Annotated in this window: 13 protein-coding genes and 1 tRNA gene; 8 read left to right on the forward strand and 6 right to left on the reverse strand. The window is 73.2% G+C overall.

Going from position 1 to position 15,484, the window contains the following annotated elements:
* The first annotated feature begins 26 nt into the window (after window positions 1-26).
* The 3 genes from ACY3FI_RS03800 to ACY3FI_RS03810 all read left to right on the forward strand — a co-directional run bounded on the left by ACY3FI_RS03800 (window position 27) and on the right by ACY3FI_RS03810 (window position 3,128).
* Window positions 27-1,499: an NAD(P)/FAD-dependent oxidoreductase gene (locus tag ACY3FI_RS03800; RefSeq protein ID WP_462549420.1), complete on the forward strand. Its 1,473-nt coding sequence runs from the start codon at window positions 27-29 to the stop codon at window positions 1,497-1,499.
* 74 nt (window positions 1,500-1,573) lie between these two features.
* Window positions 1,574-1,647, forward strand: a tRNA-Leu gene (locus ACY3FI_RS03805).
* Between the two features lie 143 nt (window positions 1,648-1,790).
* Window positions 1,791-3,128, forward strand: a complete 1,338-nt coding sequence (locus ACY3FI_RS03810) for a threonine/serine exporter family protein (RefSeq protein WP_462549421.1) — start codon at window positions 1,791-1,793, stop codon at window positions 3,126-3,128.
* A gap of 93 nt (window positions 3,129-3,221) precedes the next feature.
* Here the strand turns inward: ACY3FI_RS03810 and ACY3FI_RS03815 are convergent, their stop codons facing one another.
* Both ACY3FI_RS03815 and ACY3FI_RS03820 read right to left on the reverse strand, forming a co-directional pair.
* Entirely contained in the window at window positions 3,222-4,922 is a 1,701-nt protein-coding gene (locus tag ACY3FI_RS03815; protein WP_462549422.1) for a class I adenylate-forming enzyme family protein, read from the reverse strand.
* Between the two features lie 100 nt (window positions 4,923-5,022).
* Window positions 5,023-7,479, reverse strand: coding sequence for a hypothetical protein (locus ACY3FI_RS03820; RefSeq protein WP_462549423.1), 2,457 nt, complete (start codon window positions 7,477-7,479; stop codon window positions 5,023-5,025).
* A gap of 232 nt (window positions 7,480-7,711) precedes the next feature.
* Here ACY3FI_RS03820 and ACY3FI_RS03825 point away from each other — a divergent pair, with 232 nt between their 5' ends.
* Window positions 7,712-8,293 (forward strand): LemA family protein, encoded by a 582-nt coding sequence (locus ACY3FI_RS03825; protein ID WP_462549424.1) that lies wholly within the window; start codon window positions 7,712-7,714, stop codon window positions 8,291-8,293.
* Between the two features lie 71 nt (window positions 8,294-8,364).
* On the opposite strand, the gene ACY3FI_RS03830 is transcribed toward ACY3FI_RS03825, so the two are convergent.
* Window positions 8,365-9,618, reverse strand: a complete 1,254-nt coding sequence (locus tag ACY3FI_RS03830; RefSeq protein ID WP_462549425.1) for a winged helix-turn-helix domain-containing protein — start codon at window positions 9,616-9,618, stop codon at window positions 8,365-8,367.
* Between the two features lie 91 nt (window positions 9,619-9,709).
* On the opposite strand from ACY3FI_RS03830, the gene ACY3FI_RS03835 reads away from it, so the two are divergent.
* Both ACY3FI_RS03835 and ilvA read left to right on the forward strand, forming a co-directional pair.
* Window positions 9,710-10,981: an AI-2E family transporter gene (locus ACY3FI_RS03835; RefSeq protein WP_462549426.1), complete on the forward strand. Its 1,272-nt coding sequence runs from the start codon at window positions 9,710-9,712 to the stop codon at window positions 10,979-10,981.
* Between the two features lie 45 nt (window positions 10,982-11,026).
* On the forward strand, window positions 11,027-12,286 hold the full coding sequence (gene ilvA / locus ACY3FI_RS03840; protein ID WP_462549427.1) for a threonine ammonia-lyase: 1,260 nt from the start codon (window positions 11,027-11,029) through the stop codon (window positions 12,284-12,286).
* Between the two features lie 71 nt (window positions 12,287-12,357).
* Here the strand turns inward: ilvA and greA are convergent, their stop codons facing one another.
* Window positions 12,358-12,846 carry a transcription elongation factor GreA gene (gene greA, locus ACY3FI_RS03845; RefSeq protein ID WP_462549428.1) on the reverse strand — a complete coding sequence of 163 codons (489 nt, stop codon included), beginning with the start codon at window positions 12,844-12,846 and terminating at the stop codon, window positions 12,358-12,360.
* Between the two features lie 67 nt (window positions 12,847-12,913).
* On the reverse strand, window positions 12,914-13,303 hold the full coding sequence (locus ACY3FI_RS03850) for a DUF4307 domain-containing protein (protein ID WP_462549429.1): 390 nt from the start codon (window positions 13,301-13,303) through the stop codon (window positions 12,914-12,916).
* Between the two features lie 150 nt (window positions 13,304-13,453).
* Here ACY3FI_RS03850 and mca point away from each other — a divergent pair, with 150 nt between their 5' ends.
* Both mca and ACY3FI_RS03860 read left to right on the forward strand, forming a co-directional pair.
* Complete coding sequence (gene mca, locus ACY3FI_RS03855) at window positions 13,454-14,344, forward strand: mycothiol conjugate amidase Mca (protein WP_462549430.1); 891 nt, start codon at window positions 13,454-13,456, stop codon at window positions 14,342-14,344.
* On the forward strand, window positions 14,341-14,655 hold the full coding sequence (locus tag ACY3FI_RS03860) for a hypothetical protein (protein WP_462549431.1): 315 nt from the start codon (window positions 14,341-14,343) through the stop codon (window positions 14,653-14,655). Before mca ends, ACY3FI_RS03860 begins: the two co-directional genes overlap by 4 nt.
* A gap of 91 nt (window positions 14,656-14,746) precedes the next feature.
* On the opposite strand, the gene trhA is transcribed toward ACY3FI_RS03860, so the two are convergent.
* Window positions 14,747-15,448 carry a PAQR family membrane homeostasis protein TrhA gene (gene trhA / locus ACY3FI_RS03865; RefSeq protein WP_462549432.1) on the reverse strand — a complete coding sequence of 234 codons (702 nt, stop codon included), beginning with the start codon at window positions 15,446-15,448 and terminating at the stop codon, window positions 14,747-14,749.
* Window positions 15,449-15,484 lie beyond the last annotated feature (36 nt).

Here is a 15,484-nt window from a genome sequence, read left to right on the forward strand (position 1 = left end):
ACCCCACTCCAAGGAGATCATCCCCCGTGCCCAAGATCCTCGTCGTCGGCGGCGGTTACGCCGGTTTCTACACCGCCTGGAAGCTCGAGAAGCACCTCCGTCAGGGCGAAGCTGAGGTCGTGATGGTCGACCCGCTGCCGTACATGACGTACCAGCCGTTCCTGCCCGAGGTCGCCGCCGGTTCGATCGAGCCGCGTCACGCGGTCGTCGCGCACCGTCGTCACCTCAAGAAGACGCGCGTCGTCACCGCCAAGGTCACGGGCGTCGACCACGCCACCCGCACCGCGACGATCACCCCGGCCGAGGGCGAGCCGTGGCAGGAGTCGTACGACCAGATCGTCATGACGGCCGGCGCTGTCTCCCGCACGTTCCCGATCCCGGGCGTCGCGGACGAGGCGATCGGCCTCAAGACCATCGAGGAGGCCGCGGCGATCCGCGACAAGATCCTCACGAACTTCCACAAGGCCGCGACCCTGCCGGCCGGCCCGGAGCGCGACCGCCTGCTGACCGTCGTGGTCGTCGGCGGTGGCTTCGCGGGCATCGAGGTCTTCGCCGAGCTCCGCTCCTTCGCGTCCGACCTGCTCAAGAGCTACCCCGAGCTGTCCTTCGACGACACGCACTTCCACCTCGTCGAGGCGATGGGCCGCATCATGCCCGAGGTGTCGCTGGAGACCTCGCACTGGGTGCTCGAGAACCTCGCGCAGCGCGGCGCCGAGGTGCACCTCGAGACGCAGCTCGCCTCGGCCGAGGGCGGCGTGTGCCAGCTCAAGGCCAAGGACGACTCGATCCAGACGATCGAGTCCGACCTGATCATCTGGACCGCCGGCGTCATGGCGAACCCGATGGTCAAGGGCACCGACTTCCCGCTCGAGCAGCGCGGTCGCATCCGCGTGCAGCCCGACCTCCGCGTGGTCGACGACAACGGCGTGATCGCCGACGCGTGGGCCTGCGGCGACGTCGCGGCCGTGCCGGACCTCACCGGTGGCGGCGTGGGCGGCTTCTGCGTGCCGAACGCCCAGCACGCGGTGCGCCAGGCGAAGCAGCTCGCGAAGAACCTCGTCGCGGTGATCCGCGGCGAGGCGACGAACGACTACAAGCACGAGAACCTCGGCGCCGTCGCGGGCCTCGGGCTCGGCATCGGTGTCTTCCAGTCCGGCAAGTTCGCCATGAAGGGCTTCCTCGCGTGGGGCGCCCACCGTGGCTACCACGGGCTCGCGATGCCGTCGTGGGAGCGCAAGTGGCGCGTCATCGGTGACTGGGTGGGCGGCTTCTTCCTGGGCCGCGACATCGCGTCGCTCGACGACCGCGAGACCCCGCGCGCCGCGTTCGAGGCGTTCGCGTCACGTCCGCGCCCGGCCGTCGAGGCCCCGGCGCCCGCCGCTGCCCAGGCTCCGGCCGAGGGTCAGCCGGCCGACGCCGCCGGCCCCGCGTACGCCACCCCGGCCGAGGACGTCTCGAAGGAGGCCGCGCCCGTCGCAGCCTCGGCGGACGCCAAGTAGGACCAGCACGACCCGACGGCCGTCGCCCCACGCGGGGCGGCGGCCGTCGTCGCGTCGGTAGGCTGTTGCGACCCGCCCCCGTGGCCCAATCGGTAGAGGCATGCGACTTAAAATCGCCGAGTTGTGGGTTCGAGTCCCACCGGGGGTACTGCGAGACTCGGGGTCGGCGCCGCGAGACTCGGCCGCAACGACGGTTCTCGGGCCGCGGCGGGCGAGAACTGTCGCTCAGCGCGACACTCGGGGCCGCCGGCCCAGCCCGTGCCGCCGCCGCGGGCAGTACGATCGAGTCTCGTGGTCGGACTCGGAAGCGCCCTCGCGAACCTGCGGAACGCCCTCAACCGACCCGAGGCGCACGTCGAGGTGGTCGACGGTGAGACCGTCCCCGTCGGCATGCTCCTCGGCACGCTCGGCGCCCTGCTCCTCGACGCCGGCAGCTCGGTCACCGACGTCCGTTCGGCACTCGAGAAGGCCCGCGACGCCGCTGGCGTGGGCCCGACCCTCGCCGTCGGGGTGCTCCCGGCGCTCGTGATGGTGAGCGAGGTCTCCACCGGGGCCGCCACGATCGTGAACGCCGAGGGCATCGAACTCTCCTCGCGCCAGGCCGCCCGCGCCAACCGCCTCGTCCTCGGCCTGGAGCGCGGCTCGATCGCCCTCGCCGAGATCCCCGCCCGCGTCCGCGCGATCCGTGCGGGGACCGTCCCGCCGCCGGCCCTGCCGTGGATCCTCGGCAACGCCCTCACCTCGGCGGGCCTCGCGGTCGTCTTCCGCTGCCCGTGGTGGGCGGTCCTCGTGGCGCTCGGCGTCGGTGCCGTCGTCGGCGTGATCGGTCTCCTGCTCCGGCGCTTCCGCGAGGCCGTGGCGATCATCCCGTTCCTCGCGGCCTTCGTGTCGACGGGCATCGTCGGGCTCATCGCCGCGGGCACCGGGTTCGACCACGTGCCCCTGTTCGCGGTGTGCGCCCCGGTCGCGGTGTTCGTCCCCGGGGCACTCATCACGAACGCGCTGCTCGAACTGACCGCGGCCGACATCGTGACGGGGTCGTCGCGGCTCGTGCAGGGGCTCATCACGCTCGGCTTCATGGCCGCGGGCATCGCGGCGGGCAGCGCGTTGACCGGGCTGCGGGTGGACCCGTCGTCGGCGGCGCTCGTCGGGCAGGTCGCCGGCGTCGGGACGGACCGCGGCGGGTGGGAGGCCGTGCCGTCGTACTGGGTGTCGTGGGTGGCGGTGGCCGCCCTGGCCGTCGGCCTCGGTCTGGTGTTCCGGTCCGGTTGGCGGCTCACGCTCGTGTCGGTGGCGGTGATGATCACCGCCTACGCCATCGTCACCCTCACGACGCCGATGTGGGGGAGCGTCGTCGCCACGGGTGCGGCCGCGGCGCTGCTGTTCGTGGCGACCCGTCTGGTCGAACGCCTGGTGCCGGCGATCCCGGCGACCGTGTCGTTCTTCCCCGCGTTCCTGCTGCTGGTGCCGGGGACGGTGGGGCTCGTCGCGGTCGCGACGAGCAACCCGGAGGCGCTGGCCACCCCGCTCGCGACCTTCGTGAGCCTGTGCATCGGGACGAAGCTCGGCGGGCTCCTGCCCGGCCTGTTCGCGCGGAACGCGCCCCAGCAGCCGCACCCGGTGCCGTAGCGGCGACCGCCGCCGGTGCGGAGGGACGGGGCGGCTCGGCACCGCGCCTCCAGTCCGGCGCACGGCCGGCGCCACGGCGCGGGTCCGGACCGACTAGACGGCGTGCAGCCGGCCGGCCGCGGCGTCCGCCGCCGCCGTCGCCTTCGCGAGGTAGTGCACCTTCTTGCCGGTCGCGTTGTACGGCAGCTCGGTGACGAAGCCGTAGCGCCGGGGGCGCTTGTAGCGGGCCAGGCCAGGGTGCCCGGCAGCCCACGCGTCGAGCGCTGCGGCTGCCTCGGCGTCGTCCTCCGGCAGCCGACCGGGTGCGCGCACGACGTACGCCGTCACCACCTCGCCCCAGCGCTCGTCGGGCACGCCGACCACGATCGAGTCGGCGACGCCCGGGTGCTCCTGCAGGACCGCTTCGACCTGGACCGGGTGCACGTTCTCGCCGCCGGAGATGACCATGTCGTCCTTGCGTCCGACGATCGTCACACGCTCGTGTTCGTCCCAGGTGGCGAGGTCGCCCGGGTAGAACCAGCCGTTCGCGAACTTCTCGGCCTCGAGGCCCGGGTTCCGGTACGAGTACCCGGACTTCACGGTGCGGACGGCGAACTCCCCGATCTCGGTGCCGTCGCGGGCCACGGTGTCGGACGGGTCGGCGAGGCGGTCTTCGTACACGCGGACCACCGCGACGTCGTCGTCGGTGCTCGCGCGGCCGGTCGATCCGGCGCCGTCAGGGAAGTCCTCGGGGCGGAGGAAGGTGTTCCAGAACGTCTCGGTCGTGCCGTAGCCGTTGAAGATCCGCGGCGAGAGCAGCTCCTGGTACCGGAGGGCGGCGGCGCGGTCGAGCGGGGCGCCCATCGTCACGATGCCGTGCAGGCTCGACAGGTCGCGCGGTCGGGCCTCCTGGGCGTCGGCGAGCTGGACGAGGTTCGGCGGGGCGCCGATGAGGAACGTCAGGTGTTCCGACTCGACGAGGTCGAGCACGCGTCCGGCGTCGAAGTGCCGGAGCGTCGTCAGCTCGGCGCCGACGTAGAACACCGGGTTCGGGCCGCCGGAGTACAGCCCGCCGCGGTGGAACAGCGGCGACATGTTGAGCGTCTTGTCGAAGGGGCTCAGCGGGAAGTGCATGATGACGTCGTGCGCGCTGAGCACCTCGACGAGGCTCGGCAGCGGGACCGGCTTCGGTCGGCCGGTGGTGCCCGACGTGTAGAGCCGGGTGGTCTCCTCGAAGGTGGTGCGCGGCTCGGTCGCTGCGAGCTCGGCTGGCGTGACCGGTGCGGCGGCGAGGAGCTCCACGAAGGGCACGCGGTCGCGGTCGCCGCCGCTGCCGCTGCCGCTGCCGGTGCCGTCGCCGCCGACGACCACGACGTGTTCGGGCGCGTGGGTCGCGGTGTGCAGCGCCGCGTCGAGGTCCACGGTGCGGGCGGCGTCGTGCACGAGGACGACGGGTGCGGAGTCCTCGATGATGAACGCCACCTCGTCCGGGGCGAGCCGGAAGTTCGTCGGCGAGAACACCGCGCCGAGCCGGTGGCAGGCGAGGTAGAGGATCGCGAACTCGGGGGAGTTGAACAGCTCCACCATGACGACCGACCCGTGTCCGGCACCGTGGCGGACGAGCCAGCCGGCGACACGGTCGACGTCGGCGCCGAGCTCGGCGTAGGTCCACGAGCGGCCGGTGTCGGGCTCGCGGAGTGCCGGACGCGTGGCGAAGCGGTGCGTGTTCCGCGCGAACCCGTTGGCGTAGGTGTAGCCGTGCTCGAAGACGTCGCGGAACCGGGTGGGGTCGTAGTCGGATCGGCTCTCGGTCATCGTCGCTCCCTGCAGCAGCGTGGTGGTGCGGCCCGCACCGATCGTCAGGCTATCCGGCAGGTCCGACGGGAGGAACGGTGCGGGCGGGCCGCCGGCGCGGTCAGGCGTGCCGGTCGGCAGACGTGCGGCCCCAGAGCCGCGAGGCCACGGCTCCGCCGACGCACCCGACGGCGACCACGACGAGGACCGCTGGCGGCAGGTGGTTCCCCGCCGGCGCCGACCCCACGGCCGCGGCGAGGGCCACCGCGACGGCCGCCACCGCCACGTACCGGCCGCGCGACGCCGCGAGGAGCACGCTGCCCGGGGAACCGACCACGGGCAGCAGGGTCACCACGAGCGCACCGAGCCCGCCGACGCAGAGCGTGGTCGCGAACTCGGACACCGCGGTCGTCCAGACGCCGCCGCCGAGGGTCAGCGAGTGCAGCACCCACCCGGCGGTCGCGACGACGAGGAGCGACACGGTGCGCCAGGTGGCGCAGCGGGCTCCGGCCTCGGGTCCGGCGGCGAGTCGCAACGCGCCGGTGCCAGCCCCGGGCCGGGCGACGGGCACGAGCACGACGCCGACGACGAGCGCGGGGGAGAGGTCCAACGTCCGGGTGAGGGCAGTCGCGACCAGGGCGGCGACGACGAGCCACGGGGACACCCGGAAGCCCAGCGCCCGCCGGTCGCTCCCGGCCGCCCAGCGGGCCGCGAGGACCGTCGTCACGGTGAGCACCGCGGCTCCGAGCAACACCGCGGCCGCGAGACGGACGTACCGGGCCTCGAGCGAGACCCCGACGCCGAGCACCGTGCAGAGCGCGACGACCACGGCGCCCACCGTCACGGCCGCCCACGTCGGCAGTGGGTCCTCGCCGCGCCGGCGTTCCTCGCGCGGACGGTTCCGACCGAGCAGCCCGGACTGCCAGACGCGGAGCCGTCCGCGCGCGGCCGCGCCGGCGAGGGCGAGCGGTGCGGCGACGAGCACGAGGAAGCCTGCGGCGACCGCGGTGGCGACCAGGACGGTCCGCCACGAGAACGACGCCTGGATGGTCGGCACGGCGTGGTCGAAGCCGGTGGCGGCGGTCCAGTCGGCGGCCGGGCCGGACCAGCCGCGTCGGCCGGAGCCGTCCGGACCGCCGGTCGTGCCGTGGGCTCCGGCCGAGCCCGTCGCCCCGGGGGCTCCCGGGGCGCCGCTGGTGCCCGTCCCGCTCGAGCCGTCCGAGCCGGGGACGCCCGGACCGCCGCCGCCCTGGCCGTTGCTGCCGGCCGTACCGCTGGTGCCGCCGCCCGCTGCCGGGGACGCCCCGGCACCCGGCGACGCGGACCCGGTTCCGTCGCCCGCGCCGTCCGTCCCGGCCGCAGCGACCCGCACGGACAGCCCGGCCGAGGACGACGACGGGCTGCCCGCCGCATCCTGCTGCAAGGCCGTGAGCACGTGCCTCCCCGCGGTCAGCCGGACGTCGTTCGTGGTGCACGCCCAGCGGCCGTCGGTGCCGACCACGGTCCGGCACACCGGTGCGCCGTCGGCGGACAGGACGAGCGTCGCTCCTGCCTCCCCGGAGCCCGAGACGACCAGGGGCTGTCCGCGCGGGACGGTGCCGGGCGTCGGCGCGGTGATGCGTGGTGCCGCGGGCGGCGTCCGGTCCACGGTGACGTGCACCGGCGTCGAGGCCGTGCTCCGGAGGTCCGACCGGAACCCGGCGCCGGTGGTCGCGGTCTGGATCGCGGTGACCGTCACGTGGCGGTCGCGGCCGCCGGTCCCCACGAGGTCGGACAGCGACACGGTCCAGCGGCCGTCCGGGCCGACCGTGGCGGTCCGGTCGGCGCGCGAGCCGGAGAGCGTCAGGGCGACGCGGGCCCCCGGGTACCCGGTGCCGGAGACCGGGCCGGTGGTGGGCCGGCTCGTGGTCACGACGGGTGGCACCACGACGTCGGACGCGGGCGCGTCCTCGATGAGGAGCGCGGGTTCGGTGCGGTCCTGCACGCTGAACACCTGCTGCGGGCCGGAGCGCACGGTGGCGAAGCACGCCCAGGCGCCGCGGGCGTCGACGGTCGCCGAGCACCCGGTCGATCCCGTGGCGGCGGGGCCGGTGACGAGCACCCGGTGACCGGGCGTGCCGGTGCCGTGGAAGCGGACCGTGCTGGTCGTGACGTCGCCGGGGTCGGCGATCGTCGGGCGGGTGGAAGGGCCGGCCGGAGCGCCCGTCGGGGTCCCGGTGCCGGGCGTGACCCCGTTCTGCGGCACGCCGGTCGGCGTGGCCGTCGGCTGGGGGTCGGGCTCGTCGGACGCCGCCTGACCGGGTTCCGGGTCGCCCCCGGGCTCGGGCTGGGGTGCGGTGTCCGCGGGGTGCTCGCTGGTCGCCGCCGCAGGGCCCACAGCGCGCTCGCTGGTCGTCGCCGCGGCCGGAGCCGCGGCCGACACCGGGGCGGCGGGGAAGGCAAGGACCCCCGCGACCCCCGCCAGGGCGAGGACGCCGAGCAGCATCCCGCGGCCGAGGAGACGGCGCGATCGGGTTCGCCGGACACGGTCGTCGCCCCCGACGACCCGCGTTCCGACGTGCTCCCCGTGCGTGTCCACTGCCTCCATCCCACGCGATCGAGCGCGATCGGTCAACACGACCTCCGGATGATCCTCCGCCGCGGGCCGTGCAGCACACGTGCAACCGGAAGTGCGGTGTGCGTGACTCGGGAATCGGCCGTGAACCGCGGCAGCGGACGGGAGCGCTCCTGCTCCGTCGGTAGGATCGGACCCGGCCGTCGCCCGGCCGTTCGCAGCACCGCGGACCCGACCGCAGAAGGAGCACGCCCGCATGGACACCGGTCTCATCACGACGCTGATCGTCGTCGGAGTGGTGGTGGTCGTCCTCGTGGTCCTCGGGATCGCGTTCTGGTCCAGTCAGAAGTCCCTCACGGCCCTCACCGGCCGGGTCGACCAGGCCTGGCACGAGATCGAGACGCAGCTCGGCCGTCGCGCCGAACTCGTCCCGACGATCGTGGACACGGTGCGCGGGTACGCCACCCACGAGAAGGCCGTGTTCGACGCCGTCTCCGCGGCGCGGTCCGAGACCGTCAGCGCGAACGACGCCGCCAGCGCGTCCGTCGCCGAGGGGCACATGCAGAAGGCCCTGAAGAGCGTGTTCTCGGTCGCGGAGGGGTACCCGCAGCTCCAGTCGAGCCAGGCGTTCCTGCAGCTCCAGTCGGAGCTCGTCGACACCGAGGACCGGCTGCAGTCCGCCCGGCGCTCCTACAACGGCGGCGTCCGCGAGCTGAACACCAAGATCCGCGCGTTCCCGAGCTCCACGGTCGCCAAGCGTCGCGGCGTCACGCAGGCGTCGTTCTTCGAGACCGCCGAGCCCGCGGCGATCGCCGAGCCGCCGCGCGTCCAGTTCTGAAGCACGGCCTCCTGCGCTGACGCGCGTCGGACGGGAGGCACCCTGCGGCCCCGCCCCGCGCCTCCCGGCCGTCAGGCGGTCGCGTCCAGGGCCGCGTCCGCGTCGTCCGCTGCGACGTGCGGGACGAGCGCCGCGCCGAGCGTGCCCGCGAGCGCCGCGGCCGCCGTGCCCCGGTCGGTCACCTCGATCCCGTCGAGGCCCTGCCAGTCCGCAGCACGGCGCAGCGTCCCCGCGAGCCGCTCCGGGTCGAGCCGCTCGCCGGGTTCCTGCCACGCGGTCCGGACCCGGAGCACGCCGCGCTGCCGGTCGCTCTTCAGGTCGACGCGGCCGACGAGCCGGTCGTCCTGCAGCACCGGCAGCACGTAGTAGCCGAACACCCGCTTCGGTGCCGGTGTGTAGATCTCGATCCGGTAGTGGAAGCCGAACATCCGCTCCGCCCGCCGCCGGAACCAGACGACCGGGTCGAACGGACTCAGCACCGCGTCCGTCGACATCCGGCGCGGCACCCGGGCGTCGACGTGCATCCATGCACGCTCGCGCCACCCCTCGACCTCGACCGGCGCGACCTCGCCCGCCTCGGTCAGCTCGGCGAGGGCGACGGCCGTGTCGTCGGAGCGGAGGCGGTGGTAGTCGGCGATGTCCGCACGCGTGCCGACGCCGAGTGCCCGGACCGATCGGCTGACGAGCTGCCGGATCGCGGTCGGCCGGTCGGGCGCGGTCTCGAGGGTCCCCGGCGGCAGCACCTGGTCCGGCAGGGCGTAGACCCGCTCGAACCCGGCGCGGCCGGCGCTGACGACCTCACCCCATCGGAAGAGCTGTTCGAGGCCGAGCTTGACGTCGCTCCACCCCCACCACGGCCCCCGGCGCACGTTCGACTCGTGCTCGACGGCGCTCGCGGGCATCGGCCCCTCGGCGGCGAGCAGTGCCCGGAGCTCCCGACGGACACCCTCGGTGCGGCGGACGCCCTCGATCCGGGTCGGTCCGGCGTCGCGCTCGCGGTAGGCGTCCATCCGCCAGCGGAACAGTGCGAGGTCGGACCGCGGGACGAACGCGGCCTCGTGTGCCCAGTACTCGGCGTACGGCCCGCGTGCAGTGAGGGTGAGCCGGTCGAGCGTCGCCTTGTCGTACGCGCCGAGCCGGGCGAACAACGGCAGGTAGTGGCTGCGCTCGAAGACGTTGACGGAGTCGATCTGCAGCAGGCCGAGCCGTCCGATCGCGGCGTTCAGCGTCCGTGTCGGGACGCCGTCGGACGGTGGCTGTCCGAAGCCCTGCGCGGCGAGGGCGACGCGGCGAGCCTCCGCCGCGGAGAGCGAGGTCCTGACCATGCGGTCGACGCTACCGATCCCCGCCGACAGGGCGATCGTGGCGTATGCCGCATCTGGAACGCGACCAGGGGCCCGTCGCTACAGTGGCGGCATGGCATGGGCATGGGGCAAGACGCAGACGCAGACGCATCCCGACCCGGTGGTCGAGGAAGCGGTGCCCACCGGCATGCGGATCGCGGGGGCGTGGTCGTGGCGCGTGCTCGTCGTGGTCGGCGTCATCGCGGTCTTCATCTGGCTGATGACGGTGTTCAGCGAGATCCTCATCCCGTTCCTCATCGGGATCGTGGTGTCGGCGCTGCTCGTCCCGTTCTCGAACTGGCTGCAGCGGCACCACGTGCCGAAGTGGCTCGCGGTCGTGATCAGCCTGCTCGGAGGGCTCGCGGCGCTCGGCGGTCTGATCTGGCTCGTCATCGACCAGATCATCGCGTCCTACCCCTCGCTCCGTGACCGCACGGTCGAGCAGTACGCGAACATCCGCGACACCGTGCTCAACTCCGGTCTCGGCATCAGCCAGAACGACGTCAACGGCTGGCTCGACGACGGCACGAAGTGGGTGCAGGACAACTCCGGCCAGATCCTCTCCGGCGTCGCGAGTGCCGGCTCCGGCGCGACGCACGTCTTCGAGGCGCTCTTCATCATCCTGTTCACCACGATCTTCCTGCTCGTCGACGGCAAGAACGTCTGGCGCTGGACCGTGCGGCTCTTCCCGCGCAAGGCCCGCGCGGCGGTCGACGGTGCGGGTGTCGCCGGGTGGATCACCCTGACGAGCTTCATCCGCGTACAGATCTTCGTCGCGTTCGTCGACGCCGTCGGCATCGGGCTCGGCGCGTACATCGTGGGCCTGTTCTTCGGCGGGATGCCGCTCGTGATCCCGATCGCGGCGTTCGTGTTCCTCGGTGCCTTCATCCCCGTCGTCGGCGCGATCGTCACCGGGTTCCTCGCGGTGTTCGTCGCCCTCATCTTCAACGGCCCGCTCGCCGCGGTGCTCGTGCTCGGCGTCGTCCTGCTCGTGCAGCAGATCGAGGGGCACATCCTGCAGCCGCTCGTGATGGGCAACGCGGTCAAGGTGCACCCGCTCGCGGTGGTGCTCGGCGTGACCGCTGCCTCGGGCCTCGCGGGCATCGCCGGTGCGTTCTTCGCCGTCCCGTTGATCGCGACCCTGAACGCGATGGTCACCACGATCGCGAGCGGCCGCTGGCGCGGGCTCGACTCCGACCACGTGCTCGAAGCCACCCCGAAGCACGGGCAGCACGGACGCATCCAGCTCATGCGCCGACGTCGCCACGAGATCGGCGACGACGTGCCGCCGCCCGGCGCGGACCAGCAACCCACCGCCGCCGAGGGCACCGCGAGCACGAACTGACGTCACGGGTTCGTCAGGACGGCTCCGACCGACGATGATTGGTCCGTGACCGACACCACCGTGCCCCAGCAGACGACCCCGGCGTTCCCGACCCTCGCGGACATCGAGGCGGCGCGGGAGACCATCGCGGGCGTCGCGCGCGTCACACCGATGGAGACGTCGCAGTTCCTCGCCGAGGTGCTCGGGTCACCGGTGCACCTCAAGTGCGAGAACCTGCAGCGGACCGGGGCGTACAAGGTCCGCGGCGCGTACAACCGTCTCGCGGCCCTCACGCCCGAGCAGCGGGCAGCCGGCGTCGTCGCCGCGAGCGCCGGCAACCACGCGCAGGGCGTCGCCCTCGCCGCACGCGAACTCGGCATCCCGGCGACGATCTTCACGCCCGTGGGCGTCGCACTGCCGAAGCTCCAGGCCACGCGGCACTACGGGGCCGACGTCGTGCTCCGCGGCCACTCGGTGGAGGAGGCCCTGAGCGCCGCCAAGGACTTCGCGGCCCGGACCGGCGCGGTGTTCATCCCGCCGTTCGACCACCCCGCGGTGATCGCCGGTCAGGGCACCATCGGGCTCGAGATCGTCGAGCAGGTCCCGGACGTCGACACGGTGGTCGTGCCGATCGGCGGGGGCGGCGTCATCTCCGGCATCGCCCTCGCCGTGAAGGGCCTCGCAGCGCGCACCGGGCGACAGATCCGCGTCGTCGGCGTGCAGGCCGAGAACGCCGCCGCCTACCCGACCTCGCTCGACGCGGGCGAGCCGATCACGGTCACGACGACGCCCACCATCGCCGACGGCATCGCCGTGGCCCGTCCCGGCGAGCTGAACTTCCCGATCATCCGCGACCACGTCGACGAGGTCGTCACCGTCTCCGACGACGACACCGCCCGCGCCCTGCTCGTGCTCCTCGAGCGCGCCAAGCTCGTCGTCGAGCCCGCCGGGGCCGTCGGGGTGGCGGCGCTGATGTCGGGCGCCGTCCGCGACACCGGTCGGACCGTGGTGCTGCTGAGCGGCGGCAACATCGACCCGCTCATGATGGAACGCGTGATCACCCGCGGCCTCGTCGCCGCGGCGCGCTACATCGGCATCCGCATCATGCTGCCCGACCGTCCGGGCCAGCTCGCGCGGGTGTCGCAGGTCATCTCGGAGGCCGGCGCGAACGTCGTCGAGGTGCTGCACACGCGCCACGGGCAGGGGCTCGTCATCAACGAGGTCGCCCTCGACCTGTCGGTCGAGGCGCGCGGCCCCGAGCACGCGCAGGAGGTCCTGCAGCGGCTGCGCGAGGTGGGCTTCAAGCCGGAGCTGCTCGAGCACTGAACCCGGCCCCACGACGGACAGAAGGCGCGGTGCCAGCCGGCACCGCGCCTCCTGTCGTGAGACGGTCGCGCCTACGGCACGTAGCGCTCGACCTTGGTGACCTCGACGGCGATCTCCTTGCCGTTCGGGGCCGTGTACGTCGTCTTCTCGCCCGCGCGGAGCCCGACGATCGCCGCACCCACCGGGCTGACCGGGCTGTAGACCGTCAGGTCCGAGCCCTCGGCCACGATCTCGCGGTTGCCCACGAGGAAGGTCGACTCGTCGCCCGCGATGACCGCGGTGACGACCGTGCCGGGCTCGACGGAGCCGTCGAAGTCGGCCTCGCCCACCGTGGCGTGCTTGAGCAGCTCGGTGAGCTGCCGGATGCGGGCCTCGATCTTGCCCTGCTCGTCCTTCGCGGCGTGGTAGCCGCCGTTCTCCTTGAGGTCGCCCTCTTCACGCGCCGCCTCGATGCGGTCCGCGATCTCCTTGCGGGCGGGGCCGGAGAGCTGCGCGAGCTCGGCCGTCAGACGGTCGTGCGCCTCCTGGGTCAGCCAGGTGACCTGGATGTCGTTGCTCATGTGGGTTCCCTTCGACAGAGAACGAGACCGGCCGGTGTGGCCGGTCTCGTCCGCGAATCAGTCGAGTCTAGGGAACCCAGCAGTCGTGGATCAAGCCGGTCACGCCGCGTGTCACGGTGTTCACAGGCGTGCTGATGCTGCGCGTGCGCTGGTCGGACGCCGGCAGTCGGACCTCGCGCCAGCCGACGATCGTGTACGACTTGTCGAGCACCTGCACGGCGCACTCCGCGGCCGTCCCCGGGTCCACCGAGACCTGCGCGTGGACGACCGTCTCGTGGTCGGACACCACCTCGTACCCGACCGCGTCGGTGTCGAGTCCGTGGCTGGTCTGTGCGGGCCCGGCCCAGATCACCCAGACGAGGAACACGAGGGCGACCGCGACGGCGGCGACGACGCCGACGAGCTTCGCGCGGCGTGCGCGGCCGGGGGTACGACCGTAGCGGTCGTCCAGCGTCACGGTGGCGGACGGCTCGTGCGCCGTGGGGTGCGATGCGTCGGACAGTGGTTCGGCTCCCGGGTGATTATCCTGGGTCCAGGGTAGTTCACGCCCCGCTGTGCGCGGCCCGTGCCCCTGCCCCTCCCCGCTCGCTGTCCGTGAGGATCCGTAGTGCCCTACCGTCTGCTCGCCGTCCACGCCCACCCCGACGACGAGTCGAGCAAGGGAGCGGCGACCGCGGCGAAGTACGTGGCCGAGGGCAACCAGGTCCTCGTCGTGTCCTGCACCGGGGGCGAGGCCGGCGACATCCTCAACGAGCAGCTCGGCCAGCCCGCGACGGCACGGGCGCACCGGGACATGGCCGGGTTCCGCCGGACCGAGATGGCCGCGGCGCAGGCCGCCCTCGGCATCGACCACCTGTGGCTCGGCTACCACGACTCGGGACTGCCCGACGCAGAGAAGGGCGAGACGGTGCGCCCCGGCACCTTCGCCACGGTGCCGCTGGAGTTCTCGACCGAGACGCTCGTGCGCGTCGTCCGCCGGTTCCGTCCGCACGTGCTCGTCACCTACGACGAGAACGGCGGCTACCCGCACCCCGACCACATCCGCTCGCACGAGGTCTCGGTGGCCGCGTGGCGCGACGCCGCCGACCCCGCGAAGTACCCGTCGGCCGGGGCGCCGTGGTCGATCTCCAAGCTGTACTACGAGCGCACGATGAACCCGCGCCGCTTCCGGACGGTCTTCGAGGCCCTCCAGGAGCGTGACCCGGACAGCCCCGCGGTCGAACAGCTCCGCGAGTGGGTCGAGCGCTTCGCCGACCGACCCGACCTCGCCACCACCCACGTCGACGTGCACGAGTACTTCGACGCCCGCGACGCCGCGCTGCGTGCCCACGCCAGCCAGGTGCCGCCGGACAGCGCCTTCTTCTACTGGCCGAACGACCTCCTCGCGACGGTGTGGCCGACCGAGGACTACCAGCTCGTCGAGGCCCGCGTGCCCACGTCGACGCCGGAGTCCGACCTCTTCGCGGGGATCCCGGCAGACGAGGACACCACCGCGTGAGCACCATCCAGGCCGTCCTGGCGGCCACCCCCAGCCCGAGCCCGTCGCGCGTCCCGGACGTGAACGTGACGCCCGGCGTCGCCGGCTTCATCGCGATCGCGGTCGTCGCCGTCGTGACGATCCTGCTCGTCGTGGACATGACCCGCCGCATCCGTCGGACGCGCTACCGGTCCGAGATCCGGGAGCGGCTCGAGGCCGACGCCCGTGGGTCGGGCGCCGACGACGCCGACGACGTCGCGACGGGCGAGCCGCCCCGGCGTGCTGCCGAGGACGGCCGTGCCGACGTCGGGGACGACACCGAGCGCGGCTGACTCGCCGCGTGGCGGACGGGAGGCGCGTGGCGGGTCCGCCACGCGCCTCCCGTCCGTCACGCGCGCGCCTCAGGTGAGGTGAGCGCTCCGGTCAGCGCACGGGGTCGAGGGCGACGATGAGCACGCCGACCCACTGCGCGGCGAAGGCCACCACGGTCAGGGCGTGGAAGACCTCGTGGAAGCCGAACACCGTCGGCGCCGGGTCCGGGCGCTTGAAGCCGTAGACGAGCGCTCCGAGGACGTACGCCAGCCCGCCGGAGAGCACGAGCACGGTCATCGGGACGCTCGCGGCGAAGAACTGCGGCAGCAGCCCGAGCGCCGCACACCCGAGGACCAGGTAGATCGGCACGTACAGCCACCGCGGTGCGCCGATCCACAGGACGCGGAAGGCGATGCCGAGTGCCGCGCCGGACCACATCACCCAGAGCACGACGACCATCAGCGTGTGCGGCAGGGCGCAGATCGCGATCGGTGTGTACGTGCCCGCGATGAGCAGCAGGATGTTCGTGTGGTCGATCCGCTTCAGGACCTTCTTGACCGTCGGACCCCACGGGAACCGGTGGTACGTGGCCGAGACGCCGAACATGAGCAGCGACGTCGCCATGAACACGGCGCTGCCGGCCTTCGCGGCTCCGCTGTCGGCGAGGCAGATGAGCACGACGCCCATCGCGAGGGCGAACGGGAACGTCCCGAGGTGGATCCAGCCGCGCCAGGCGGGCCGGGGCGGCTCGGTGGTGGTGGCGGCTTCCTCCGTGAACGGGACGTGGGGGAGGGTCGCGGTCTCGTCCTGCATGTGCCGACAGTAGGGCTCCTGTCCGAACAGCAGCCG

This window comes from Curtobacterium sp. RM9, from assembly GCF_054956955.1.